The organism is Nostoc sp. WHI (assembly GCF_015714725.1).
Classification (GTDB): Bacteria; Cyanobacteriota; Cyanobacteriia; order Cyanobacteriales; family Nostocaceae; genus Nostoc.
The window spans coordinates 1-26,242 of sequence record NZ_WBKM01000348.1 but is presented as its reverse complement, the minus strand read 5'-3'; the positions used below and the strand labels follow the sequence as shown (position 1 = coordinate 26,242).

At 41.2% G+C, this 26,242-nt stretch carries 26 protein-coding genes and 1 tRNA gene; 15 read left to right on the top strand and 12 right to left on the bottom strand.

Annotated features, from left to right (window positions below; all coding sequences use genetic code 11):
- Nucleotides 1–50: 50 nt before the first annotated feature.
- Both F8S12_RS35625 and folB read right to left on the bottom strand, forming a co-directional pair.
- Nucleotides 51–1,337 carry a GGDEF domain-containing response regulator gene (locus tag F8S12_RS35625; protein ID WP_196521087.1) on the bottom strand — a complete coding sequence of 429 codons (1,287 nt, stop codon included), beginning with the start codon at nucleotides 1,335–1,337 and terminating at the stop codon, nucleotides 51–53.
- Nucleotides 1,338–2,169: 832 nt separating this feature from the next.
- Nucleotides 2,170–2,538 (bottom strand): dihydroneopterin aldolase, encoded by a 369-nt coding sequence (gene folB, locus F8S12_RS35620; RefSeq protein ID WP_196521080.1) that lies wholly within the window; start codon nucleotides 2,536–2,538, stop codon nucleotides 2,170–2,172.
- Nucleotides 2,539–2,769: 231 nt separating this feature from the next.
- On the opposite strand from folB, the gene menD reads away from it, so the two are divergent.
- Nucleotides 2,770–4,542 (top strand): 2-succinyl-5-enolpyruvyl-6-hydroxy-3-cyclohexene-1-carboxylic-acid synthase, encoded by a 1,773-nt coding sequence (menD, locus tag F8S12_RS35615; RefSeq protein WP_196521078.1) that lies wholly within the window; start codon nucleotides 2,770–2,772, stop codon nucleotides 4,540–4,542.
- 82 nt (nucleotides 4,543–4,624) lie between these two features.
- Here menD and F8S12_RS35610 read toward each other — a convergent pair whose 3' ends face one another.
- The 5 genes from F8S12_RS35610 to F8S12_RS35590 form a co-directional block, all read right to left on the bottom strand.
- On the bottom strand, nucleotides 4,625–5,815 hold the full coding sequence (locus F8S12_RS35610; protein WP_196521076.1) for a hypothetical protein: 1,191 nt from the start codon (nucleotides 5,813–5,815) through the stop codon (nucleotides 4,625–4,627).
- Complete coding sequence (locus F8S12_RS35605) at nucleotides 5,812–6,315, bottom strand: DUF4365 domain-containing protein (RefSeq protein ID WP_196521074.1); 504 nt, start codon at nucleotides 6,313–6,315, stop codon at nucleotides 5,812–5,814. The genes F8S12_RS35610 and F8S12_RS35605 overlap by 4 nt, the downstream gene beginning before the upstream one ends.
- A 392-nt stretch (nucleotides 6,316–6,707) precedes the next feature.
- Entirely contained in the window at nucleotides 6,708–6,956 is a 249-nt protein-coding gene (locus tag F8S12_RS35600; protein WP_196521072.1) for a CopG family antitoxin, read from the bottom strand.
- Nucleotides 6,937–7,239 (bottom strand): BrnT family toxin, encoded by a 303-nt coding sequence (locus F8S12_RS35595; protein ID WP_196521070.1) that lies wholly within the window; start codon nucleotides 7,237–7,239, stop codon nucleotides 6,937–6,939. The genes F8S12_RS35600 and F8S12_RS35595 overlap by 20 nt, the downstream gene beginning before the upstream one ends.
- A gap of 342 nt (nucleotides 7,240–7,581) precedes the next feature.
- Nucleotides 7,582–8,490, bottom strand: coding sequence for an Rpn family recombination-promoting nuclease/putative transposase (locus F8S12_RS35590; protein ID WP_196521068.1), 909 nt, complete (start codon nucleotides 8,488–8,490; stop codon nucleotides 7,582–7,584).
- A gap of 141 nt (nucleotides 8,491–8,631) precedes the next feature.
- On the opposite strand from F8S12_RS35590, the gene menB reads away from it, so the two are divergent.
- Nucleotides 8,632–9,465 (top strand): 1,4-dihydroxy-2-naphthoyl-CoA synthase, encoded by an 834-nt coding sequence (gene menB / locus F8S12_RS35585; protein WP_196521066.1) that lies wholly within the window; start codon nucleotides 8,632–8,634, stop codon nucleotides 9,463–9,465.
- 199 nt (nucleotides 9,466–9,664) lie between these two features.
- Here menB and ilvN read toward each other — a convergent pair whose 3' ends face one another.
- A complete protein-coding gene (gene ilvN, locus F8S12_RS35580) occupies nucleotides 9,665–10,183 on the bottom strand; it encodes an acetolactate synthase small subunit (protein WP_196521064.1) in 519 nt (172 codons plus the stop codon).
- Between the two features lie 379 nt (nucleotides 10,184–10,562).
- Here ilvN and F8S12_RS35575 point away from each other — a divergent pair, with 379 nt between their 5' ends.
- Nucleotides 10,563–10,931: a phospholipid-binding protein gene (locus tag F8S12_RS35575; RefSeq protein ID WP_196521056.1), complete on the top strand. Its 369-nt coding sequence runs from the start codon at nucleotides 10,563–10,565 to the stop codon at nucleotides 10,929–10,931.
- A 69-nt stretch (nucleotides 10,932–11,000) separates the two neighbouring features.
- Here the strand turns inward: F8S12_RS35575 and F8S12_RS35570 are convergent, their stop codons facing one another.
- Complete coding sequence (locus F8S12_RS35570) at nucleotides 11,001–11,942, bottom strand: alpha/beta fold hydrolase (RefSeq protein WP_196521054.1); 942 nt, start codon at nucleotides 11,940–11,942, stop codon at nucleotides 11,001–11,003.
- Nucleotides 11,943–12,323: 381 nt separating this feature from the next.
- Complete coding sequence (locus tag F8S12_RS35565; RefSeq protein WP_196521053.1) at nucleotides 12,324–13,505, bottom strand: RtcB family protein; 1,182 nt, start codon at nucleotides 13,503–13,505, stop codon at nucleotides 12,324–12,326.
- A 394-nt stretch (nucleotides 13,506–13,899) separates the two neighbouring features.
- On the opposite strand from F8S12_RS35565, the gene F8S12_RS35560 reads away from it, so the two are divergent.
- The 3 genes from F8S12_RS35560 to F8S12_RS35550 all read left to right on the top strand — a co-directional run bounded on the left by F8S12_RS35560 (nucleotide 13,900) and on the right by F8S12_RS35550 (nucleotide 15,648).
- The gene (locus F8S12_RS35560) at nucleotides 13,900–14,787 is read left to right on the top strand and encodes a class I SAM-dependent methyltransferase (RefSeq protein WP_196521051.1); all 888 of its coding nucleotides are present in this window, start codon (nucleotides 13,900–13,902) and stop codon (nucleotides 14,785–14,787) included.
- Nucleotides 14,784–15,500: an HAD family hydrolase gene (locus tag F8S12_RS35555; RefSeq protein WP_196521049.1), complete on the top strand. Its 717-nt coding sequence runs from the start codon at nucleotides 14,784–14,786 to the stop codon at nucleotides 15,498–15,500. Before F8S12_RS35560 ends, F8S12_RS35555 begins: the two co-directional genes overlap by 4 nt.
- Nucleotides 15,501–15,575: 75 nt before the next feature.
- Nucleotides 15,576–15,648: transfer RNA gene (locus tag F8S12_RS35550), tRNA-Ala, on the top strand.
- Between the two features lie 812 nt (nucleotides 15,649–16,460).
- Here F8S12_RS35550 and cas12k read toward each other — a convergent pair.
- Nucleotides 16,461–17,969, bottom strand: a complete 1,509-nt coding sequence (gene cas12k / locus F8S12_RS35545) for a type V CRISPR-associated protein Cas12k (RefSeq protein WP_230968500.1) — start codon at nucleotides 17,967–17,969, stop codon at nucleotides 16,461–16,463.
- Between cas12k and F8S12_RS35540 the strand changes: the two genes are divergently transcribed.
- The 7 genes from F8S12_RS35540 to F8S12_RS35510 all read left to right on the top strand — a co-directional run bounded on the left by F8S12_RS35540 (nucleotide 17,961) and on the right by F8S12_RS35510 (nucleotide 24,486).
- Nucleotides 17,961–18,212 carry a hypothetical protein gene (locus F8S12_RS35540; RefSeq protein ID WP_196521088.1) on the top strand — a complete coding sequence of 84 codons (252 nt, stop codon included), beginning with the start codon at nucleotides 17,961–17,963 and terminating at the stop codon, nucleotides 18,210–18,212. The two genes, cas12k and F8S12_RS35540, sit on opposite strands and share 9 nt — an antisense overlap.
- Nucleotides 18,213–18,286: 74 nt before the next feature.
- Nucleotides 18,287–18,487 (top strand): ribbon-helix-helix domain-containing protein, encoded by a 201-nt coding sequence (locus tag F8S12_RS35535; protein ID WP_196521044.1) that lies wholly within the window; start codon nucleotides 18,287–18,289, stop codon nucleotides 18,485–18,487.
- Between the two features lie 103 nt (nucleotides 18,488–18,590).
- Nucleotides 18,591–18,752, top strand: a complete 162-nt coding sequence (locus F8S12_RS35530) for a hypothetical protein (RefSeq protein WP_196521043.1) — start codon at nucleotides 18,591–18,593, stop codon at nucleotides 18,750–18,752.
- A gap of 8 nt (nucleotides 18,753–18,760) precedes the next feature.
- A complete protein-coding gene (locus F8S12_RS35525) occupies nucleotides 18,761–20,218 on the top strand; it encodes a class I SAM-dependent DNA methyltransferase (protein ID WP_196521042.1) in 1,458 nt (485 codons plus the stop codon).
- Nucleotides 20,215–21,774 (top strand): restriction endonuclease subunit S, encoded by a 1,560-nt coding sequence (locus F8S12_RS35520; protein WP_196521040.1) that lies wholly within the window; start codon nucleotides 20,215–20,217, stop codon nucleotides 21,772–21,774. Before F8S12_RS35525 ends, F8S12_RS35520 begins: the two co-directional genes overlap by 4 nt.
- Nucleotides 21,771–23,402, top strand: coding sequence for a restriction system-associated AAA family ATPase (locus tag F8S12_RS35515; protein ID WP_196521038.1), 1,632 nt, complete (start codon nucleotides 21,771–21,773; stop codon nucleotides 23,400–23,402). Before F8S12_RS35520 ends, F8S12_RS35515 begins: the two co-directional genes overlap by 4 nt.
- 1 nt (nucleotide 23,403) lies before the next feature.
- Nucleotides 23,404–24,486, top strand: coding sequence for a hypothetical protein (locus tag F8S12_RS35510; RefSeq protein WP_196521036.1), 1,083 nt, complete (start codon nucleotides 23,404–23,406; stop codon nucleotides 24,484–24,486).
- A gap of 54 nt (nucleotides 24,487–24,540) precedes the next feature.
- On the opposite strand, the gene F8S12_RS35505 is transcribed toward F8S12_RS35510, so the two are convergent.
- A complete protein-coding gene (locus F8S12_RS35505; RefSeq protein ID WP_196521034.1) occupies nucleotides 24,541–25,095 on the bottom strand; it encodes a TniQ family protein in 555 nt (184 codons plus the stop codon).
- Nucleotides 25,096–25,552: 457 nt separating this feature from the next.
- Here F8S12_RS35505 and F8S12_RS35500 point away from each other — a divergent pair, with 457 nt between their 5' ends.
- The gene (locus F8S12_RS35500) at nucleotides 25,553–25,864 is read left to right on the top strand and encodes a hypothetical protein (protein WP_196521032.1); all 312 of its coding nucleotides are present in this window, start codon (nucleotides 25,553–25,555) and stop codon (nucleotides 25,862–25,864) included.
- Nucleotides 25,857–26,141: a helix-turn-helix domain-containing protein gene (locus F8S12_RS35495; RefSeq protein WP_196521030.1), complete on the top strand. Its 285-nt coding sequence runs from the start codon at nucleotides 25,857–25,859 to the stop codon at nucleotides 26,139–26,141. The genes F8S12_RS35500 and F8S12_RS35495 overlap by 8 nt, the downstream gene beginning before the upstream one ends.
- Nucleotides 26,142–26,242 lie beyond the last annotated feature (101 nt).

The window sequence follows — 26,242 nt, the reverse complement described above, 5'->3', positions numbered from 1 at the left end:
CTCCCCGCCCCCTTCCCCCTGCCTCTTCATTCAAGTGGCACCAGAAAGAACTAATTACTAAATATGGTATAAGTAGCTTTTCCTTGCCGTTTAGCTCGGTACATAGCAATATCGGCATCCCGCAGCATAGTTGCAGGTTCCTCATAATTACTAAAATTCCAAGTTATACCAATGCTAGCTGTAGTAGATAATTGGTGTCCATTTAGGTTAAGGGGCAATCGTAAGGAGTCTTGAATACGTTTGGCAACATTGGTGGCATCGGTAATGTCTTTAATATCCTCTAAAAGAATAGTAAACTCGTCACCACCATATCGTGCTACAGTATCGCCACTGCGTAAGCACGACTCTAAACGTTTAGCGATCGCTACTAAAAAATCATCCCCTACTCCATGCCCAAAGCGATCGTTAATCTCCTTGAAGCCATCTAAATCCAAAAATAAAACTGCAAAATAATAATCACTTCTGCGTTTGCTACGTTCAATTGCTTGTTTGAGCCGATCTAGAAATAAAACACGATTCGGTAATGCTGTTAGCCCATCATAAAACGCATTATGGATCAGTTGCGCCTCTGCCTGCTTGCGTTTGGTAATGTCTTGAAAAACTAAAACTGCACCACTAATATTGCCATTTTGATCACGAATGGGTGCAACATTATCCCCAATCGCTATTTCTTCGCCATCTTTGGTAATCAGTATACAGTTTTCTGGTAAATTTATAAGTTCACCTGCTTCGATTACAGATGTAGCTAAATTTTCAATTGTTTCTCCTAAATGTTTGTCAACTAAGTTAATGACTTCTACTAAATCTTTACCAAACACTTCACTTTGCTTCCAACCAGTGATTCTTTCTGCTATTGGATTCATCATTTGAATACAACCATTTTCACATGTCACAATCACTGCACAGCCCATACTGTTAATAATTGCCGCCAGCCGCTGTTTTTCTTCGTGTAATATCTTTTTACTCTGATGTCTGTACAAAGCCATTTCAATCGCAAAATGTAAATCACTTTCAATAAATGGTTTAACTATGTAGCTAAAAGGGTCACTTAGCTGATTTTTATGTAATGTTTTATGTTCCGAAGCCTCGGTTAGATACACTACAGGTACATTAAAGTGATTCTGGATAATATCCGCTACCTGGACACCGTCAATTTCCCCAGCTAGGCAGATATCAATTAATACTAAATGTGGATGAGTTTCTGCTACTTTTTTTATTGCCTCTTCACCAGACTTTGTTATTTCTGAAACCGAATAACCTAATTTTTGTAAACTTTTTCTAATATTTAAGGCTAGGTTTTTTTCATCCTCAACAACTAGAATTTTGCGGGCGAACATGTTACATTAACCTGTCTGCTAATGTTCAGATTTTCTTGTTGGCTTCAACTTTATCTAAAGGTCAATAATCTTATCATAAACAATATCTAACTACCTGTGTTCTTAATTGATCTAAATACTAACTAAATTATTAAATAGCATATTATTTACCTCCGACAAGCTGGATGTTTGTCAAAGATAATCAGTTTAATTCATACAGTTAATATCATGTTATGAGAATCAAATGTAATTTCGATGTAATTATTGAGCAACCAAAAACTGATTTTCAAGAATATTCGATGATTATTTTGATAAAAGTTATAATATTTATGCAAAAATTAATCAAGAATAAAAGTTAATAAAATCATACTATAACAATCCGATTTAATTTTTAAACTTATTTGCGTAGGGAGGCAAGAGGTGGTCACTGAGCGCTTCTCTACGAGACGCTGCGCGTAGCAAGATCCCGTTCGCGTAGCGTCTCCGACAAGAGAAGGTACGACAAGATCAGGGTAACACTTGCCGTTGGCGCAGCCTCTTGTAGAGAAGTGCAAGGGAAAAAATGCTCTTTAATCTGTACGGAGTTTTTTCAAAAATCAAATAGGATTCCTATAGACCAATACCGTATAAGTAAAGAAAATCAATCTAATGTCTTGTGTGTAAAGTTGCGATCTAAAAATATGTAAGTTAAAGATTCATTAGCAGATCACCTAATTTTTTAGCTTTTTGAGAACAAGCAGTTGTTGGGGGCAATGGTAGAAAAAATTCTTATTGTCAGGAACTTCCACTTTCCATGTCAGCCCCCTCTCTTTGCTAGCTGATAGATATTGAGAAAAAAAGAACGCTTTGTGCTTCAGAGGTTGGATTTGGTTTTAGTCAGTTCAATGCTAATTTTGCCACTAAAGTCTGGAATAGGTGCGGCAGGTTTACTTAGAATGACTTGGACTTGTGTTACACGATCGCATTCTTGGAGAATAGAATCTGCGATCGTTGCTACCAATTTCTCAACTAAAGCAAATTTAGACGTTTTCACTAGATGTTGTATCAAGCTAATGACGCTGCGATAATCTAAAGTGTCTTCGATCGCGTCAGTCCTGGCCGCTGTGGAGATATCCAACCATAACTTTACATCCACCTCAAACCATTGTCCTAGAACCTGTTCTTCTGGCAGATACCCAGTGTAGCCATAGCAGCGAATTCCCGTTAAATGAATGCAGTCCATAAAAGTTTGAGAGCAAATTGTACATTTTGTAGAACGTGGAGCAAGTTTGCTTGGAGATTTTCTCTCCCACAAACTCGCGTGGCGGGGTTGGCTTACAACCCGTCTTTAGGTCAAGCTGCTTTTAAAGTTTCGGGGATCGGCTTCTGTCCCTCGCACTTCTCTTCACCCAACTTTCCCAGATGGATTTTAAACTGAATTTCCCTAGATAAAATCTAAAATTGTTTTATAGCTATGTTTGATTTAATGCCGACCGCCTTTAAAAATGTGAATCAACTTTGGGCTTATATCTTAACAGAGACACTAAAGCGGTTGGGGTTGACTTGTGCCATCATTTGTCCTGGATCACGTTCTACACCCTTAGCGATCGCCTTTGCCCAACAAGTACCTGAGATTGAAGCGATTTCCATTCTTGATGAACGCTCCGCCGCCTTTTTTGCCTTGGGACAAGCTCAAGCAACCGGACGCCCTGTAGTAGTTGTTTGCACCTCTGGTACAGCAGGAGCTAACTTTTATTCAGCAGTGATTGAAGCCTCATATAGTCGCGTCCCACTGTTGCTGTTAACCACCGATAGACCGCCAGAATTGCGAGATTGTCACTCTGGGCAAACTGTAGATCAATTGAGATTATATGGCAACTACCCAAATTGGCAAACGGAGTTAGCCTTACCCTCTCCTGATATGGGAATGCTAGCTTACCTGCGACAAATCGTAATTCATAGCTGGGAAAGATCGCAAACTCCTGCAAAGGGGCCAGTACATTTGAATATTCCCTTTCGCGATCCTTTAGCGCCTGTTCCTGATGGAACTGACTTGAGTTATTTGCAATCACAGTTTCAATCAGAAGACTTCTTCGCAGGAATAGCAAGCACTACCTCATTTCTCATTCACGATTCCCGGTTCTCGATTCCCAAAGAATGGAAGGAATGCGATCGCGGCATTATCATTGCAGGTGTTGCCCAACCACAGCAACCACAGGAGTATTGTAGAGCGATCGCGTACCTTTCCCAAACTCTCAAATGGCCTGTGTTCGCTGAGGGACTCTCCCCAGTCAGAAATTATGCCGAACTCAACCCTTATTTGATTTCCACTTATGACCTGATTTTGCGAAATCAGCAACTAGCAAAGCAGTTAGCGCCCAAAATGGTGATTCAGGTGGGTGAAATGCCTACGAGTAAAGAACTGCGTAACTGGATAGATGCAACCCAACCGCGACGCTGGGTAATTGATCCCAGCGATCAAAACCTCGACCCTTTGCATGGGAGGACGACGCATTTACGGATATCTGTAGAAGACATAAAGGCAGAGGAGATAAATTTATCTTTATCCTCAGATTATGGAAAGAAATGGTGTGATGCCGAAGCTAAGGTTAGGTTAGTTGTTGACCAGACAATGGGGAAAATAGATGAAATAATTGAGAGTAAAGCAGCTTGGTTAATTTCTCAGATTTTACCGCCAGGAACGCCTCTGTTTATTGCTAATAGTATGCCTGTGCGGGATGTGGAATATTTCTGGAAACCGAATAATTTAGGAGTGCGATCGCACTTTAACCGGGGTGCAAATGGCATAGATGGCACATTATCCACCGCTTTAGGAATGGCACATCGCCAGCAAAGTAGTGTAATGTTAACGGGAGATTTAGCGCTGTTGCATGACACCAATGGTTTTTTAATCCGCAATAAATTTGTCGGACATCTCACAATTTTGTTAATCAATAACAATGGCGGTGGTATTTTTGAAATGTTACCCATTGCCAAATTTGACCCACCATTTGAAGAGTTTTTTGGCACTCCCCAAGATATTGATTTTGCTCAGTTATGTGCTACTTACAATGTACAGCATGAATTGATTACTTCTTGGCAACAGTTGCAGCAAAGATTAAACCCACTACCAGCTACAGGAATTCGGATTTTGGAGTTGCGGACAAATCGCAAAGATGATGCTAAGTGGCGGCAGGATAATTTACGGAACTTTGCCGCAGATATTGCAATTCAACTATCTCATTAGGTTAAATGCTTGTAAGATTAAACTTAAAATTTATTTGCCATAAGTGTTACAAACACTGAAAAAATATTGATTTTTAGTGAATTTAAACATTCTTTCGATATATAGAAAAATTCTGTACTTCTCTTACAACTAATAATTTATTTTCTTTAATTAAGTGACCATTGCATATTATTGGGATCTGATCTAAATTAGCTTGAAATGCAATTAAATAGTCTCTACGATTAACTTCAATAATAACTTCTTTCTCTTCATCTTCTATAAGAGTTCTAACAGTAACTTTTGCTTTTTCATTTCCACCAAACCATTCAAGCTTAATTACTAAACCTTTAATTGTTGAGTGCAATAGTTCTTGTTTAGAAGATAAAGGCAATGCAATAGTATCGATTAGGATAGCTTTTTGGTTTCTACCCAAAGTATTTTTGCGAGATTTTAATTGATTCCTAACTTCTGTAATAACAGACAGAACTTGTTTGTTTAATTTTATTTCTAAAGGAATATTAGATGGATGATCTAGTGCTTTTGAACAAGTTAAATTAAAACTCAGGCTTGGATCATTATCATTATTTATCATGTGTGATAATGCATCACATAGATTAGCACTTACTCCTTCTTCTATCGCTTCATTTAAAAAACTTTCTCTTTCAGAAAGTTTTTGCTCGTGAGCTAAACTAATAATATTTAAAGCTTGAAATAGAGTTCTAGTAACCTTTCTTTCAAAGCAATCTGAAGATTGATAATTGTCAACTTTTAATGGAGAAATAATGGTTAAAACATAGCTGCCTTCTTTAGTATTTCCTAAACGTAATTTTTGCATATAGTCAGTTACTTCACTAAATGAACCTCCTTTAAAGTAAGGTTTAGGTTGTACAGCAGATGAAGCAGCAGACCACATGAGCTTTTTAGCTGATTCAAATAATTGAACTCCTTGATATATAGGAATGCTCCCATTTATAATTTCTGAATGATTCACTGAAATTTGTATAATTTCTGCTAGTGGAGTCTTAAGATTAGTTATTATTTCTAATTGGGAACGATTTTCTACAATTTCAAGATTTTGTAAAACTTCGCTCATCCGAGCAGAAAAATCTCGAAATTCAGGATTCAGAGGTAATAATATTTCAACATTATCTCCTTGACCTAGTTCTAATGTCCAAACAGATGCAATATCATTTATTTGGCTTTGTTCCTTCCAACCTTGAGTTTCTAAATAGCTAGCAACTTCTAGTGGATTTATGGATTTAAGAACGTCAATGTCTCGTATAGTTGCTTTCATGGATGACCTCCATTTGAGATTATATCCATCAATTTTTTGAGAGTTTCTACATTAAATATTTTATCTCTTGATAAACGCACTGACTTAGTTTCTTGACCAATAGGTAATTCATTTTCACCTCGCAGTGATGTCCAGTAAGCACAATGTTTAATAACTAATTGTTCTTCGCACTGATACAACCAACTATCTAGATCATCAGCCAAGACAACAACAACTAAAATGCGTGGGACATAAACATTAGTATATCTTAAATCGTCATAGTTTTTTTTCATTAAAGGATAACTCATACTCGTAGCACCAACTACATTCCTTTTAAAAGGGGCTTTTATCTGTAATTCTAAACGGGGAGAGCGAAAAGTTCCAATAGCTCCTTTGGCTGCAATACCCAAGTCAATGCTGTCATCATCTACCTCTTGTTGATAAAGGGTATAACCTGCTACTGCTGTAACAGCACGAATATAAGCGTTACCAAATTGCTCTTGACGCTGAGTAATATGCATGGACATTCAACTAAATAATCAAGATTTCGGGCTGTTCAAAAGATAATGAGTAAGTTCTGTTTTTATGAAAATTAGGCTTAACATAACTTTATGCCCGGTTGCTTATTTTATCCCTAGTGGTGATCGAGTGCCAACAGCTAAAATCTAGTTAATGAATCGCAAGCAGCCTTTCAAATAGCATCACTTCCAATTCAAGATCATTTTGGTTGAGCTTGTAACTACCCTTCCAAGTCCACGATCGCACCTAACAACTTGGGCATTACAAAAAAAATGTAGAATAGGTTCAAAGCTATGCCTACTCTACAAAATTTAATTCTGATTGCTGGTATTGTGCGATCGCAGGCAAAAGCTTAGGAACAGTACAGATAGTTTAGCAACATATTTTTAATTATTTATTCACCCAAAGACCTTTCTATTGCCCTTCGGATATACTTTTGGTAGGCAATACCTTCTTTTTTAGAAACAGCTTTAACTGTTTCTAGCATTTCCTCTGACACTCTTAGATTTACAGTTTTGTCTTTAGGCTGAAATTCAAAGGTAACGGGCTTAAAGTTGTCAGTATGAAGATAATCTGACAAATCTTCATCTAGCAAACTTTCTAATTCTTCATCAGTTTTGATTCTAGGAAATATTTTCTTCATATTTTTTCGCCTCTTTCTCTCTCATATAACGAGTGCTAATAGGTCTAATTAACCTTTTTCCTTGCTTTTCCCGGAATGTAAATCCTACGAAAATATATCTACCGTTGATTGATACACCTGTTGCAATAAATCTATCCTCACTTTCAGAGTGCTTTATATCAGGTGAAATCCTAAGACTTTTATCAAAAAACAAAGCCTCAATTTCCTCTAATGAGACTCCGTGCTTTTGGCATTTTTCAATATTTCCATCATCCCAGTCAAAGCCCGATACAGCCTCTGTCATATATTATAGTAACCTTTGTATATACAAACGTCAATACTTAAGTCAGCGATCGCAATTCCACCAACGCCAAAGCTAATGCTTCCAACGTTCCTCAGCAATTTCACCAAATAGTTGTTTTAATAGTCGCAGGACGAGCGATCGCACTCCTTCTTCCACCGCTTCTGATGTACCCGCGTGTCTGCAAATGTATTTGTAGCCATCATTATTTTACGGAGTGCGTAGGCGTAGCCCACACTTCTCTGCGAGAGGCTGCACTTCGGCAAGGCTCAGTGACCACGCCAACGACTTAGCTCAGTGACCACCGCAGGTATCGCCCTTCTCATCTGCGTCTCTGAGTGAAACTTAGCCCCTTATTTCACCTTGTAACCACCCTTCCAAATCAGCAAGAGTAGAGAAATCCAACAAAGCATCACCTAAAGCTTCCAACTGTTCCACCGATAACCCTTGAATCTGGGACAGAAGCACATCAGGAATATTACCCACGCGCCGATTTAATAGTCGTAAAACAATCGTTCTTTCACCTTCAACCTTTCCCTCAACCTTTCCTTCAATCTTTCCTTCAATCTTTCCTTCAATCTTTCCTTCAATCTTTCCTTCAATCTTTCCTTCTTCCTTCGCTTCCAGAATAGCCCGTGGTTCTTCCAAATTCAATCCCAACATCGCTTGAATCTCCTCTCGACTAAGGTTAGAAAACTTGTAGACAATAATCGTCGTCACCAAATCAATTATCGCTTGCTCAGACTGTTGCCGCGCTTGCTCCAGCAAAAACCTCGCCCCTTCCACTGCTTCTCTTTCAGAAGTCACATTTGTCAGCAACATCAAACCCAATCCCAAAGGTTGTTGTCGCAAATCCCCCAACTCATCTAGATAAACCCGCCTGACTTGACCACTCTCCAACAAAGCGCGGTGAATCGAAGAGGAAGAAGGTTCCAGGCTGCGAGAGCCAAAAATTATGACCCCAAACCAGTCATCGTAACGGATCGAGTGGCGGTAGAGAAACAAAAACAATTCACTAAAGAAGCGGTGATATAAGTCCTCATCCTTCTGAAACTGCACTTCCGCGAAAAAGACGGTTTTGGAAACTGCATTAGCGGGAGGTAAAAACACTCCATCAATCCGAAACGCAGTTTCTTTCACTTCAACCGATTCAAATTGGTAGTTTTCCGCTTCTGGGGGTGGTTCATCTACCAATTCAAACAACAATCCTGGAAATTGCTTAAATAATTTGTAGAAAATGGTGTCACGTCGCATTTTTATTCCTCAACACCTAGACAATTACCACATTGTAAAAGCTTGAGATACCAATTTTAGCGTAGGCGTAGCCCACCGCAGGTATCGCTTGCCCCTAAGACCACGATAAAATTCTCAAGCACAACAGCGTACTCCATACCAATGCAAATTAACTGGCAAACTGCCAAAACCTACGAAGACATCTTGTATCAAAAAAACGATGGCATTGCTAAAATCACTATCAACCGCCCCCACAAACGCAATGCTTTTCGACCTGAAACAGTCTTTGAACTATATGATGCTTTTTCTAATGCTCGTGAAGATACTAGAATTGGTGTTGTTTTATTCACGGGCTATGGCCCACACACCGATGGTAAATATGCCTTCTGTTCTGGTGGCGATCAAAGCGTGCGAGGACATGCCGGTTATGTGGACAATACTGGCATTCCCCGCTTGAATGTGCTGGACTTACAACGCCTGATTCGTTCCATGCCGAAAGTTGTGATTGCCCTAGTAGCTGGATATGCGATCGGTGGTGGACATGTCCTACACTTGATTTGCGACCTTACCATCGCCGCCAATAACGCCATTTTCGGACAGACTGGCCCCAAAGTCGGTAGTTTCGACGGTGGTTTTGGAGCCAGCTATCTCGCCCGCGTTGTGGGGCAAAAAAAAGCTAGAGAAATTTGGTTTCTCTGCCGCCAATATAATGCCCAACAAGCTCTAGAAATGGGCTTAATTAATTGTGTCGTCCCAGTCGAACAACTAGAAGCAGAAGGTATTCAATGGGCGCAGGAGATTTTAGAAAAAAGTCCGATCGCAATTCGGTGTCTCAAAGCCGCCTTCAATGCTGATTGTGACGGACAAGCTGGGTTACAAGAACTCGCTGGCAATGCCACCCTACTCTATTACATGACAGAAGAAGGGGCTGAGGGCAAACAAGCCTTTCTCGAAAAGCGTCCACCAGACTTTAGTTCTTTTCCTTGGTTACCTTAGAATCGAACCAAGCTTTGAAATTACAAAAATCTCCACTATAAAATCCATCTACGCAATGGTGGAGATGGTTTTTATCCAGTAATTGTTACTAAAAAAAAGTCATAGTGGCAATTGTTACTATGACTTTTGCTGCCTTTGATTGGAGAACTTTAGTTATACTTGCTGTTGAGTATTGGCGAGTCTTTATTTAAATTCTCAACTAAACCTTTGCTTCCAAAGATTTGAGTAACTCAGTATTCACACCCGATTCACGAGTCAGGGCAACTTTGCCAGTGCGGGCAATTTCTCTTAAGCCAAATTTTTGCAACACTTGCACGATCGCTACCATCTTACCTGGATCTCCCACAACTTCTAAAGTGAGAGAATCTTCGGCCACATCTACGACTCGCGCCCGGAAAATTTGAGACAGTTCGATGACTTCTGAGCGATTGCTGCTACTAGCATTCACTTTCAATAGCATCAATTCTCGCTCTACACAAGGAGTTTCGGTAATGTCCTGTACTTTCAGGACATTAACTAATTTGTATAGTTGCTTGGTGAGTTGCTCGATCACGCGATCGTCACCAGGGATAACCATCGTAATTCGGGAGACTCCTCCTTGTTCAGCTGGACCAACAGCAAGGCTTTCAATATTAAAGCCGCGACGGGCAAATAAACCAGAAATGCGGGAAAGAACACCCGCCTCATCTTCTACGAGAACTGAAAGGGTATGTTTCATCTTGGCCAACAGAGGCTAGAACAGGATTTGAGTAACGCAGATACTAGTACTGCTTTGCAAAATTCAACATTCACTCATTCAAAATTCAAAAATCCTTGAGTTCCAAGCTTTTGACATTTTGGCAAATGTATGTTGATTTCCAAGGTGACGTATTAGCTAAAGGTTACGCTAGACGTACTGCTGCACTAAATTGTAATTGTGATCTTTCATTATAACTTTAATAGCTGCACTCATTGCATTCTCTAGAGGAAAATTGGGCAAAAATCATACTGCAAGCAGGAATTTCATTGAATGTATATCTTTTCGTTGGCAGATGCGGCGTTTTTGTAAAACTTTTATACTTAAATTTAATAAGCCTCTAATAAGGAGAAAAGTTTTTATGGGTTGGTTAAAAAGACTATTTGGAATGGAAAAACCCCAAAATGCACAAGTAAACCCGACTCCGCAGGCAATACCGCAAGCCCCTAGCACTAGCGTTGCACCTACTGCTACTCAATCAATACCCCCAGAACGTCTGGGATTGAACGGTGAATACGACCAGAGTGGGTTGGCAAAGCGGGTAGCATTGGCATTTGATCAAGACCCCGAACTGGAGGATGTTGATACCCTCTGGGTTGCTCAGACTGGTAGTACTGTGGTACTTAAGGGTAAAGTTCCTAGTCAAGAAATTCTCAACAAAATGACTACTGTAGCCCGTTCTGTAAATGGTGCTATAGATGTTGATACCAATCAAGCGGCGATTGGTTAGTTACTAAGTAATTCAAAATAAAAAAATCCAATCGTGGCCAACCGACTAGCTTGCCCGATCGCACATAAACTATAACATATTGGGAATAACTAAAGGTTGGCAATCGCCAACCCATTTCTCAATCCAATCTAAAATAGCTTGGTTAACTTGTTCTGGGCATTCATCATGGGGACAATGACCCACATCTTCTAAATTAAGCACTTCTAACTTCTGGTTGTACTGGGCAAATTGGCTAGCAAGGGCTGGAGGAACAAACCGATCTTTTTGCCCCCAAATTAACAGCATCGGAATTGTTAAGGTTGGTAACACTGTCTTGACACTGGGACTAAAATTAATTCCGATCGCAGCTTTGAACAAAGCACTAAACGCCCTAGCAGAACCCCTATCTTGGGGAGGCCCAGCTAAAATTTCTATCAGTTCATCGGTAATCGCCTCTGGATTAGCGTAAGCGAGACTAGCCCAGCGACGCAGCACCCCAGGACGACGCACGAAGTTAAACACAGGTTTAAGTATCAACGGCGAAGCGACAATATTTTTAATTGCACTCACAACTGGTCTTAGAACAGGAGGAATTGCTTCTTGCTCTAATGAAGGGTCGGGTAAACTCATCATCACCATACCCCGCACCATGTCGGGGTGAGTGGCTGCGGCGGCCATAGAAATCAGTGAACCGTTAGAATTGCCTATCAATATCGCTGGCTGACGGATAAATGTTTTCCAAAAATCGTAAACTTGCTCTACCCAAAGTTCAATGCTGTAATTAGCCGAGGCTTTTTCAGAAGCGCCAAAACCCAACATATCTATGGCGTAAACTGTGTGATGCTCGCCCAACACCTCTAAATTATGTCGCCAATGACCAATGGAAGCGCCAAAGCCATGTAACAAAATTAAAGGTGTTGTCTTGTGGTTATTTTGGGTAGGGCGAATGTAAGTGTAGCGAGTTTGCCAGCCCCGCCAAACCCAATCCCTTTGATTACCAATTCGCTCCTGCCAGTGTACCGCAGTGGTCACAGTCCCCTCCAATTTATCAGAGTTGAAATACTATTATAGGACTTACGTATAGGACTTACGCATTGTTTGCAGAAGGCATTAACTTGAAGGGAATAAATAAATGCTTAAAGTGAATAAAATATGTGTGTTTTAATCACATAAGCCTTAGAGGATGTTTGAAAAGTCCTCTTGTCGGTATCAAAAGTTTTAGATCCCTCTAAATCTCCCTTAAAAAGGGAGACTTTGATTCCGGTTCCATTTTTACGGGGGCTTTCCTCGTTCCCAGGCGGAGCCTGGGAACGCATTCGTTGAGTCTCTGGCTCAATGTCTGACTGGAGGCAGAGCCTCTAATCAGTCATTCCCATGCAGAGCGTGGGAACGAGAGAATAATGAGAAATCCTCTTAACCCTTGACACAAAGAACTTGCTTGAGTGTTGCTACAACTTCGACCAAATCCGCTTGGTTTTCCATAACTTGCTCTATCGGCTTGTAAGCGCCAGGAATTTCATCTAACACACCCTCATCCTTGCGGCATTCTACGCCATTTGTTTGTTCTATCAAATCATCAAGTGTGTAGACATTCTTTGCCTTATTTCTTGACATTAACCGCCCCGCACCATGACTGCAAGAACAGAAGCTATGGGCATTACCTTTACCCTTAACGATGAAAGACTTTGCCCCCATCGAACCAGGGATAATCCCATAGTCGTCAGTCTGGGCGCGGACTGCACCCTTACGGGTAACGTATACATCCTCATCAAAATGCACTTCTTTTTCGGCGTAATTGTGATGACAATTAACCTGCAACAAAGGTTTAGTTGCCTTCCCACCTATCAGATGCTTCTCAATTATGTGCTTAAAACGCGCCATCATCACATCGCGGTTGACACGCGCATAGTCTTGTGACCATTGCAAATCGTGCCAGTATGCTTGGAATTCTGGCGTACCAGCAATAAAGTGAGCTAAATCAGGGTCAGGTAATTTATTACCTGCCATCTTTGCTAATTCCCTGGCTGTGTGAATATGACACTGAGCTAGTTTATTGCCGATGTTACGGGAACCAGAATGCAACATCAACCAAACTTGGTTTTCTGTATCGAGGCATACTTCAATAAAGTGATTTCCTCCACCGAGAGAACCCATCTGTCTCATTGCTTTACCCTGCAAATCTTGCACGCCGCGATGCAACTCTTGAAAATCATCCCAGCGTTGCCAGTTAGTAACAGATTTTTCAACGTCTTTGTTTTCGTTGAATCCAGTAGGAATTGCTGCTTCAATATCCAGACGGATTTTCTTTAGTTTACCTTCTAGTTGTTGAGCGGTAAATGATGTTTTGATGGCGCTCATCCCGCAACCAATATCCACACCCACAGCAGCTGGTATAATTGCCTCTTTAGTCGCAATTACAGAACCAACTAAGGCACCTTTTCCTAAGTGAACATCTGGCATTAAGGCTATGTGCTTAAATACAAATGGTAATGATGCCACATTCTTTGCCATCTTAGTTTCTTCTGATCCCAAAGAGTGATTTGCCCAAGATAAGACGGGTGTTGGTGTGGTAATTTCTAACTTTTCGTAGGGCATAATTTTTTCTATTTTGGATTGGGCATGGGGCACTGGTAATTATCGCTATGATCTATAACTCATTACCTAGTACAGTACTGCGTAAATAAGCCACTCATTTGTAATGTCTGAAACTCTCGCTAAAACTTAATTACGAATTACGAATTACGCAAAGCGGTACTAGTTAGTTGTAGCAATTTAAATGTTGTGTTGTCTTTCATTTGGCTCACTCAATTTTCGTGAAGCTGAAGAACTACTTTTAGGAGTTATACTGATATACTACAAATGTAACAATATAGATTACAAGTGTCAAGCCGATCGCTCCAAGAGCAAGCGGATATTTCCCAAATAGATTAAAATTTGTAAAGAAAATCACTCTGTTCTAAATACCACTTAAATTTCTAACATAATACCTATGGCAGTGCGTCAAGATACAATCTGGGAACGTTTTTTATCTCCTGTCGTGCGACTTTTGATCGATGAAAATGGCTTACGGCATTATGCTGATAGTATTGACTGGGAGAAAGAGTGCGATCGCTTTCGACGAGATGATGTCATAATTCCCCCGTACTACAGTAGTCAAAATTTTCACGGGATTACTGGCGGATATCTCAATTACAGTGCCGCAGTTACTTACGATCCGATTACTCAATACGTTTTGCCACCGAATGAAACTATTATCCGTCAAGCTTTAGTTGATGCCGTCAAGGTGAAACCACGACGCATACTTGATTTAGGTTGTGGTACAGGTTCCACTACTTTAATGTTAAAGCAGGCTTTCCCCGAAGCGGAAGTTATTGGTTTGGACTTATCACCGTATATGCTGGTAAGGGCAGAAGATAAAGCTAGAAATGCTGGTTTAGATATAGTCTGGCGACATGGGAATGCTGAAAAAATCGGTTTTAGAGACGCAACATTTGATTTAGTGACAGCTTCTTTGCTATTCCACGAAACACCAGATGCGGTGTCTTTAGGAATTCTGCGGGAAAGCTTTCGGTTGCTGGTAACTGGAGGGCAAGTATTAATTTTAGATGGTAATCAGAAAACTCTGCGTCAATTAGAATGGCTTAATGATGTTTTTGAGGAGCCATATATTCGTGAGTATGCTGCTGGTAGCGTAGATGCAAATATGGGTGCAGCCGGATTTGAAGCAGTGCGATCGCAAGATGTATGGTGGATACATCAGGTAACTAGTGGCGTTAAACCAATTGCAACCGAAAATGTTCGCCAGTATGCTCCCACATCAATAGATAATAATGATTTGGAGGGACTTGGATCTCCAGCATTTGGCACAATGGCATGAGTTTAAAGGCAGTTCTCTTTGATTTTAATGGTGTGATCATTAACGATGAGCCAATCCACCTGCAACTGATAGATGAGATTCTCATTGAAGAAAATCTCCAACCCCAACGGGTTGATGAGCGTCAAGCTTGTTTAGGACGCAGCGATCGCGCTTGTTTTCAGCAACTACTGGCTAATCGTGGTAGAGTAGCTAATGAAAACTATTTAACTCAATTGCTGTACCGCAAAGCCGAAGCTTATACGGTGGAACTAGAGAAAATAGAGAAACTGCCTTTATATTCAGGTGTAGAAGACTTAATATTTCAGGTGCGATCGCGCAATCTAAAACTAGGATTAGTTAGTGGCGCTATTCGCAAAGAAATAGAATTGGTACTCCATCGTGCTAAACTAGCTAAACATTTTCAAATTATTGTCGCAGGTGATGACATCACTGCCAGTAAACCAGAACCCGATGGTTATCTACTGGCAGTAAAACGCCTAAACCAAAAATATCCTGAATTGAATCTCCAACCGCAAGAGTGTTTGGCTATCGAAGATACCCCAGCAGGTATCGAAGCAGCGAAGCGATCGCAAATGCAAGTTGTTGGGGTAGCGAATACTTACCCATTCCACATGCTCCAACGCTGCTGTAACTGGACTGTTGATTATCTCAGTGATTTGGAACTGGAACGGGTGCAGAAGGTTTATTCTCAAAACAGCCTGAGCAATCGGTAACTGAATGTTAGAATATTTTATGGTGATAATGTATTGAGTTAACGAGGATATTTCTCATAACTCAGCACTGATTAAGGGGAATTAGCTCAGTTGGTAGAGTGCTGCGATCGCACCGCAGAGGCCATCGGTTCGAATCCGTTATTCTCCATATGTCCATTAAATAATTATTGTCCATTTTAAATAATTAATGTCCATTTTTTCCCAATTCAGGGGCATAAGTTACGTATTTTCGCGGCTTTCAGCAATTAAATCAGTTTTAAAGAATTATTGTCCAGAGTTGAAACCAGTTTTAAAGAATTATTGTCCAAAATCCGCCTGTAGAACTCGGCTAAATATATGTTTTCTAATTTAATTTATTACAGTAAGCCCAAGGCTCTTTAATTACAAAAGTAGCTTTAAAGAAGTTTATTTGGAGTCTAATTACAAAAATATATAACCTCTTCTTTTGCTGTTTTCACCTAAGCAGAGGCTCCATTACTATAAAATAGCTGCGTTTCTACGTGCGATCGCAGCGCTCCTTTCAAACCACCCTAATACAGAATTATATAGCCAAAGTGGCATCTTCAACAATACCTTTGCCAAAATAAGAGCCAACAAAAATTTGGGCAAAAATGGCAAAATGACCCATACATAAGCGTTTAGCTTATAAGGTAGCTTGGAATATCAAACCCTTGATACTACGGACAATACGTTAAAAAACCTTGTGGGAAACCTTGAAGGAATTTTTAGGACTTATTGTTTTTGCCAAGCCTCAGAGAAAAGGGAGTTCAGATATCAACTCACCCTCGTAAATTGGCAAAGGTATTGTTCAATGATCAGAATTTTCAACCCACCACCTACATGGAAGGCTTTAGAAACTTGCCGGGATTAGTTTTAAAAGTGGCTCAGGCTTACTTTCAACCCACCACCTACAGGGAGGGCTTTGGAAACCCCACTGATACCCACGGATCGCTCAGGTCACTAATGTACTTGTTGCCGTCGTCTGCGGCTTAACAGGTGAAAAGCATCGCCTAGTAACTGTTTGACTGTATTACAGACAAGTACTTTTTTAGTATTTATATCAACTACGACAACCGTTGCTAACTCAACAGTATGAAAACTGATACCAATAATTATATTAGATTGACCTTGATAAAGTAGCTTACCAGGACGATTGAATGAATTATTAAGTCGAGATAATGAAGATTTATCTTTATTCAGTTGTGTTTGTTGAATGTTATCTAACTTTTCATTTTCTTCGGCTTTACTTAATCGTTTTTGCGCCTTGTCAGTCTTTTCTTTTCTCACTTCTTCAGTACCCTCTGCTGTCCATAAACGAGCGTCATAGGTACAATGCAGAGCTAATTTATGAACTTTCCACGGCTCACCCTTGCCTTCACCTTGTTGCCATAGCAACTGTGCAGAACGTAGTGTAATTAAACTTCCTGAAAGTTTTTCTTCACCTTTCTCGCTTCCTTTAAAAGCTTTGTGGTCTTCTAGAAAGCGTTCAAAAAAATGACGTTGGCGTTTATTACAACAAATTTTAAAGTGATATTCACTCCAACCATTGAAGTAAACAAAAGTATTATTTTCATTGTTTTTATACCAAGTTAAATCTCCGTACAAATAATCTATAGGGTATGGTAAATGTGATATTTTCCTCGATAAATTAGCTATCCAATCTTCCCACTCTTTATTATCTTTAGGTACTTGATTCATTAAGTTGTCAAATGCTTCACTATATCTTTCTCCTGTTATATCTCTACCACTAGGTAAGCGATTATCTTGAATTTGATTGTCTAGACGTTTTATCTCGACTTTTTTCTCATTACGACGCTTTTTTAGTTTTTGAACATCTTCCTCTACTTCACTAATTTTATTATGATTTTTTATCAGGTAAGCTACTGCACAACGGGTTAGAATATCCTGTGTTTGTTTATGGATTTTATATAAAACATTAGTTAATGTTTCTAATTTATTTTCATCTACATTGTTTGGAGAACTAAAATCTTCGCTTTGTTTTACATTGGTAATTTTATTGTTATTATTTCTGTTAACTCTTTTTCTAGCTGACTTGGTTGGGTTTACATTCTCATCATTAATAGTAAGTTGTTTTAGAAATTTTTCTGGTTGAGTAAGTACTTCTTGTGCTTTAGAACGTATTGTCTGTAAATCACAGTTACTTTCACCTACAAGTTCAACATCACTTTTTAGTATATTTTCGAGAAAATATTCTTTACCCTCTTTCTGCCTTTTTCGTTTCTGGTATAAAGTAAGCCATGAAGAATAAACCTCTTTTACAAAAGAGTCTGCTGATGAGCGAAGACGGCCTGATTGTTCTTCAAGTTCAGGATTTTCTGTGACAATTTTACGTAATTCTACGATTTCTTTCTTAGTTATTTCTCCCTTTTCTTTATTAGCTTCAAATTCTGGTTGTTCGCTTACACTCTTTAACAATTGAACAATCAGAGGAGTATTTTTTTGAGTCATTTCTTCCCATACTTGCCGAAGTATATTTTCACTAGCATCCAAATGGCATCGTATAGTTCTATGGACTGGAATCGTGGATTTCTTCTTACGATCGCTACTCATGGTGACAACATCTCCACCAAATCAATAATTTTTTGTTTGTGTAATTTAGAACTAACTACTTATTCGTCTTCGCCAGATAACGATCGCCACTTGACGCGATCGCCATCCAAAAACCTCAGCATTGTCGCACTTGTTCAATAATGTTTTCAATCTACCATAAAACATTGTCACACATTGTTAAACATTATTGAGCCTTGTTTCAAGGTTACGGGAGTATGATGAACTGGCAACAAATCTTTGTAGTGTTGATGAGTCAGAGCGATCGCGTACAAACTTCCATATATTTCCCCAAAGATATCCACGAGGCTTTGGTGAGATGGGCTGAGGAAGAAGACCGTCCCATCAGTAATCTTGTTGTGCGGCTTGTGAGTAAGGCAGTTGAAGAGAGAGAGAAGCAGCAGAATCCGTCGCAATAATCACGGTTATCCCACCATTACTTTCCCTTAACGCAAGCAAATGGATTTTCGCTCAGAGCCTGTGTAACAATAGAAAGCCGCGAACTTTTGCTTCAAAATAGTAATGCCAGAGGAAATTAGAGAGGTTCAAGGGAGGGTGGCTAAATATCTAAAAATTGCTTTTAAAAGCGCCTATGCGGGTCTGGAAGTGACGCAAACAGATGTTTGGGAGGAGGCGATTAGATATTGTCTTCAAAAAGAAGATTCCAGTGCTGAGGTAAAGTGATATCGCTTATGACTAACATCACCCACGATATCGTCGCCAAGCTTTGGAATCTCTGTAACATCCTCAAAGATGATGGCGTGACGTATCACCAGTACGTCATTGAACTGACGTACCTGCTGTTCCTGAAGATGGCAAAGGAAACCCGCACCGAAAACCTGCTTCCTGATGGTTACCGATGGGACGAGCTGGAAAGCAAAGCAACACTCGACCGCCTGGAGTTCTACAAAGGTTTATTGATCCACCTTGGTAGTCACGGCTCCACGCTCGTTAAAGAAATTTTTGCCAATGCCAGTTCCTCCATCAAAAAGCCCAATACACTTTCTACACTGGTCACTGAGATCGACAAGCTTGACTGGTACAGTGCTAGGCAGGAAGGTCTGGGCGACGTGTATGAAGGGCTGCTCGAGAAGAACGCCAATGAAAAAAAATCCGGTGCTGGTCAGTACTTTACACCCCGTCCGCTGATCGATAGTATGGTGCATGTTATGCGCCCTACGTTGGAGGACATTATTCAAGACCCCGCAGCAGGAACAGGCGGTTTTTTAATCGCCGCCAATCGCTACATACACGAAAACAGCGACCCGGATACCTGGACAGAAAAACAGCGACGCAAGTACCGTAGCAATACCTTCTACGGTATGGAGCATGTGCAGGATACGCACCGTCTGGCGTTAATGAACCTGATGCTACATGGACTAGAATTTGACCTGCAAGGGGCGGGTATTCACTACGGCGATACGCTCTCCCCAGAGGGAGAAGCTTTGCCGAAAGCGACGCTAATTCTAACCAATCCACCCTTTGGCTCCAAGAAAGGGGGTGGCTTACCTAACCGCAAAGACTTTACTTTTCCTACCAGCAACAAGCAATTTTGCTTCTTGCAACACATCTACCGTGGTCTCAAACCTGGTGGTCGTGCTACCGCCGTGTTCCCAGACAACGTATTGTTTGATAGCAATTTAGGTAAGCAGATCCGCGTTGACTTGATGGAAAAGTGCAATCTACATACCATCCTGCGCCTACCGACTGGTATTTTCTACGCCCAGGGTGTCAAGACTAACGTGCTATTTTTCACTCGTGGCAAGAAGGAAAAAGGCAATACTCAAGAAGTTTGGGTATATGATTTGCGTGCTAATATATCGCAGTTTGGTAAGCGCACCCAACTCACGCGCAAACACTTTGCCGAGTTTGAAGTTGCCTTTGGCGATGACCCCTTTGGTAGTCCAGCAAGTCTTGACAAGCGCGTAGATACTGGCGAACAAGGGCGTTTTAGAAAATTTACCCGTAACTGGATCGCCGATCACAGTGACAGCCTGGACATTTCCTGGCTTAGAAATGAAGGAGAAAACAGTACTGACGAACTGCTAGAACCAGCAGCGCTCGCACAAGAAGCAATGGTCGAACTGGAAGGGGCATTGGAAGAACTGCGGGGAATTCTGGAGGAGTTAGGTGAGGAGGTGGAAGTGTGAGTTATGATCTCCCATCTGGCTGGACTGAAACGCCTTTTGGAATGATCAATGAGTTTGAGGCTGAAACGATTAATCCAGCAAACTTCCCAGAAGAAACTTTCGAGTTGTGGAGTGTGCCTAGCTTTTCGTCAGGAAAACCAGAAGTAGTAACGGGGTCAACTATCGGATCAACGAAGCAATTAGTAAAGCCTAACGATGTATTGATCTGCAAGATCAATCCTCGAATAAATCGTGTTTGGCAGGTTGGAAAGGATTCAGGGCTTAGGCAAATTGCTTCCTCTGAGTGGATCGTCTTCCGCTCATCCAAACTTCTCAGTAGCTACCTGCGGCATTTCTTTTCAAGCCCGTCGTTTCGCGAGCAGATATGTGATGAAGTAACTGGGGTGGGTGGCTCTCTCACGAGAACTCAACCGAAGCGTGTCGCAACCTTTCTAGTTCCTGTCGCCCCTCTCAAAGAACAAAAACGCATCGCTGATAAGCTTGACACGCTGTTCGCACGGCTACATGTCTGTAACAATCGGCTGGAGCAGATGCCGATGATCCTCAAACGTTTTCGCCAAGCTGTCCTTGCCGCTGCAACATCAGGACAACTTACAGAGGATTGGCGAGAGCAGCGTGGTACTTCGGTGAAATGGGAAACAACAGTCTTTGGGAGTATTGGCTCCGTGACAGGTGGCTTGATCAAAAATACTAAGCGTTTAGCTTTCACGCTGCGTAAGCCTTACCTAAGAGTGGCTAACGTATATGCAAACAGACTTGAATTAGATGATGTTACAGAAATCGGACTAACAGAGGCAGAATTTCAAAAAACCCTTTTACTCAAAGGTGATATTTTGATCGTTGAAGGTAATGGCAGTCTAGATCAAATTGGTCGCGCAGCGATCTGGAATGAAGACATCTCAGATTGTGTACACCAAAATCATCTTATTCGCTGGCGTTCAAACGGAAACGTGCTTCCTAAATTTGCTCTCTTCTGGCTTCTATCCCCAGAAGGTCGAGCTTCATTAGTCCAATTAGCAAGTACAACTACTGGCCTTTACAATCTGAGTATCTCAAAGATTTCTTCTATCCCTCTACGAGTGCCATCACTGGATGAACAAAACGAAATTGTTCATGATGTTGAAAACCTGTTTGCCTACGCCGATCGCCTCGAAGCCTCCTATCAATCCGCCCGCGCTAAAATCGAATGTCTGACACCTGCACTATTAGCTAAAGCCTTTCGCGGCGAACTTGTGCCTCAAGACCCCAACGATGAATCGGCATCAGCGATGTTGGAGCAGATTCGCGCTGAACGAGCAGAACAACTTTCCAAACCCAAGATCAAGGCTTCCAGAAAACCAACCATGACCAAGATGACCAAAGAATCTGTTAGAGAAGCAATTCACCAATTACCCAAGGACAAATTTTCATTCGATGAACTGCGTGAAAACCTCAGTGGTGATTATGACTCACTAAAGGATATCCTATTTGCACTCCTCAGTGAAGCCGAGCCGATTCTTAGGCAGGTTTTCGATCAAGAGGAGCGAGCAATGCGTTTTTTTCGGGCAGACAAATGAAGCTTTTAAGGGTTCATATCATTTCTGCTAAAACCTGCGGCGGGCTACTTGATGGACTTGACTTACGGTTACGAAGTCCATTGAGTGGCTATTCTGGGTTTGACCCTCTATGTCTTATTGGACCCAATGGCGCAGGTAAATCTCAGTTTTTGCAAGTGCTAGCAGAGATTTTTCAGTCTGTGTTTCACAAGTGCATTAGCGAGGAAGAACGTGTCGAGGGAAATCCTGACTTGCAATTTGAGCTTGAATACCTCATCCAGCCAGAGAATGAGCAGCTACCTGTCCGTGTCCGTATTTCACGGAAAGCCAGTGGTAAAAATCGTCCTACCCTTTTCATCGAGCTGAGAGATGAAGAGGCATACGAATGGATAGAGTGTAAACTAAATGCTCCAAAGACCCACGCACTGCTGCCTCGAAAAGTTGTTGGCTACACGTCAGGGGATAATGAAACCCTCAGTCTGCCGTTCCTTTTAAGTCGCAGTGGGTATGCAAAGGATGTGACCGAAAGTGCATTACATGATCCAAAACCCGTTCCAGATACTCGGCTGATGCTGATTGACTATGGAACACATCTTGAGGTTCTTGTGGCTAATCTTCTGTTGGGTGATGCTTCCCAGTGGGATTTTTTGCTACAGGATGCCAAACTGCAAAACCTGCACTCATTTCGTTGCATCATCCAACTTGCTCATAGTGCAGCTCCCAATAATCCCAAAAAGAGCAAATCTAATAACAGGCAAAGAGAAGTTCTGCTTACACAGGAACTCCAAAATTATCTCGACTGGCTCAAGCGCTGTGCTACTTGCTATACCTATGAGGACAGGACAAAAACTTACACTTTTGACTATTGGATCAATGAGCAGACGAGGGAAGGGTTTCGCATCTTTTGGAAAAACGCGCTCGACGATTTGTACTCATCATTTCACAAGTTTGCAATGTTAAACGATTTGGTACTTCCGAAGAAGACGCGTGACCGATTTCAAAAAGATACTAAATCGAGAAGATTTGCTTCACGTCTTCCAGAGCCTCAGGATGAGGATAAGGTTTTTCGATTTGAACGGGTGATGTTCACTGCTCAAAGGACTGGCAAAGAGGTAGATTATGTATCGCTCTCCGATGGCGAGCATCAGCTTGGGCAGATTCTTGGAACGTTTTGTATGTTGTCATCTCCTAATGTACTTTTCCTCCTTGATGAGCCTGAGTCGCATTTCAATCCGCTATGGCGGGTGAAGTTCATTTCCCGAATACTCGATTTGCCTACGAAAAATGGCGATCGCAGAGAATCTTCAAAAGCTACTGAACAAGACTGTTTGCTGACAACACACTCGCCTTTCGTACCCTCGGATATGCACAGAGACCAAGTTTTTATTTTCAGCAAAAACGAAGAAGGGAAGATTGAAGTTCAAAATCCCAATATTGAAACATTTGGCACTACATTTGACACAATCATTGAGGAATGTTTTAACGTCCGTCCGCCTATGTCACAAGTTCCTCTAGACGAGATAAAAGAACTGATGCAGAGTGAGAATCCCGAAGATATCAGGGCAGGGATGCAACAACTGGGTGATTCTGTCGAGAAAGCATTTCTTGCTGATCGATTGCGGCAACTAATAAATAGGGATGGGGTGTAGGATGCTTTTTGGGTATCCCGTTTCGGCGACAGAAGAAAATTGGCTCCACAACTGCCTGTGTGAGATTCTGCATTCAATTCATGCCAGTGTAAAGACAGCAACAACGCTGCCAGCATGGCCTGAAATTGTTCCAGAACCTTATCGTCCAAGACTGCACAGGCGTACAGGACTGAAAGACAGATTGAATACTTACCGGACAGTTCTAGAAAACCTTACCATTGAAGAACAGGAACGAATTCTTCAATCGCTCCATGACCAAAATCAGATTGCTCTTCTCTTGTCTTGCCAGTGTAACTGTGACGCCATAACTGACCTGCCACAACCCATTCGTGAGCCAGTGAAAGAACTTTTTAAATTTGCGTTTGATCTTCTCACAGACATGGAAATTCGTGATAGGCATTACAAAGTGATTTATGATGCAGTTCCTTCTCACACATGTCCTTTCTGCGGATGTGAGAACTTTGATGCACCAAGAGTACCCCGCGAGGCATTGGATCATTACCTGGCTGAAAGCAAATACCCATTTGCTGCTTCAAATTTGCGTAACCTTGTTCCAATGGGAAATAAATGCAACTCTCGCTACAAGCTCGCTCAGGATATTCTCTTTAGCGATGACGGGACTCGTCGCAAGTCGTTTGATCCATATAACTGTACAGGAATTAGACTCTCTCTCGAAAACAGTCAGCCTTTTGCTGGCACACTTACAACAACTGGTCAAGTACCAAAATGGCAAATCGAGTTTGCGCCGACTAGCGAAGAGATACTTACTTGGGATAAAGTGTTCCGCATCCGAGAACGATATGAAAAAGACGTGCTAGACCCGGCATTCAAGAGCTGGCTTGATGATTTTAAGCTTTGGTGTAAATCTGCCAAGATTGCGCCTAGTTCTGACCAAGAATTGGTGGATGGGCTAAATAGTTATGCTACTTTATATGAGGAAATGGGGATTAGCGATCGCGCGTTCTTAAAAGCCGCTGTATTCCGAATGTTGCACACACATTGCCAGCAGGGTGATCAACGACTTATTTCATTGATAATGAGTATTGTGAACCCAGGACAAACGAATTTGCCGCAAACCCCATAAAGTAAAACTTGGTGCGCTTACTCACCACTAATTAATTTTTGGTATTTTAAATATTTAAAGTTCTTGATTACAAAAACTAGATTCCACATATTGAAGCGAGTAACTTTTCTGTCGCTTTGCCATACTTCTAAAAAGCGCATGACACTTTTTGCATTCTCCCTTTTCCCACAAAGCAGGAATAGTAAAACGTTCTTTGCAAAAGGGACATTCTGAAAGGAGACGTAACTTGTGGCGATCGCACCCCACCGTTGATTGAAACTGCCACTCCAATTGATGATATGGTTGCTCTGCATAACACGCAGCACACAAGCGTATTGGCTCCATTTTCATTTTTTCACCCTTGGGCGGGAGCATTTGAGCAATTCGGTCTACATCTAAACCAATTAATTTACCAATTGCTTCTAATTCCTTTTGGCTAGGAAATGGATTAAACCGAAATTTCTCCCACCTCGCTAATACTGGGCCAATTCCTGCGGCTTTACTTAAACTCCCAGGAGAGGAGACACAAACTGCTTCGTGTCGCCTAAATCGTCCAAAATAGTGACTAATACTCTCCCCTTTGTTGGGTTCTACATACCAAGGCGGACGTTGAACAGCTTCTGGCTCCATAACTTACATTTAAATACCTAAACGGCTTGTCATAGACTAGGAAAATAAAACTGTTTAACAACTGCCATAGCAGTCCAGTCAGTTATCTTGGCAGCAAGCTGGTTTAAATCCTGGATGGTGATAGTATTATTCGGTTAACCGAATAATACTATCAAAGAGTGCGATCTGAAATTTTAGGAATCTTGTCTCGCCCATCTCACCAAAGCCTCATGGATATCTTTGGGGAAAGATTACATCGAAGTTTGTCCGCGATCGCTTTGGCTCATTAACTTTAGAAATATTTACCACCAGATCATGATATCGCTGCAACCTTCTTTAAAAACTCAAAAAGGTTTAGCAATGTTTTTTAATGTGTGGCAATGTTTGTCTGTTAAAGTAAGAATATTGAAAAACACTAATTTAATGTTTGCAGTAACTTGAAGAATGCTTATAGCTTTTAAGATATGGGAAAGCCTCTATGCGTGATATTCTCCGCCAAATACCGCCAGTAGCCTTACCAGAAGTAATTCCCAGCGAATTACCCCAGCAGAGATTTCATCTCGGTGAATGGGTGCGATGGTTTCAAGTACCTAATGGTGACTTTGGCCGCGTCATTGGAGTCATATACACCCAACAAGCCAGTTGCATTGCCACTGGCTTACATTACTTGATTCTTTTAGATGAGCGCAGCCCCTCTCGTGAAATTTGCATCTGCGACTTCGCTTTCGAGGAAGATATTGAACCCCTGGATAACTCATTCTTGGAAAGGTTTCAGGGCAATCATGTCTGAAGCTCAACAACATCAGCAGTTTCTAGAATTGCATAACCAAATGTTCATGTCCCCCCAACAATTTAGCTATCGTTGGGGATTAGGTTACGAAGAATTAGCAAAAATCTGTGCCATCTCTAAATCGACGGCTTATCACTGGTTGGGTGGACAAGCCAGCCGCCGAGAAGCTGGATTACCTTACCAGAGAATTATGGCTGTGGCTGATTTTCTTTTCGCCAACGCCGAAGTAATTCATCCTCTGTTGGAACAGTGGCATAATCCTCAATACCCGAATTAATCCTTCAGTTTTTGCAAATTGACAAAACTTTTCTTCATCACCTTGACTGACGTAAAAAATAGGTAGTAGGGTGCAATTTATCGTCACCAGCCTACCCACTG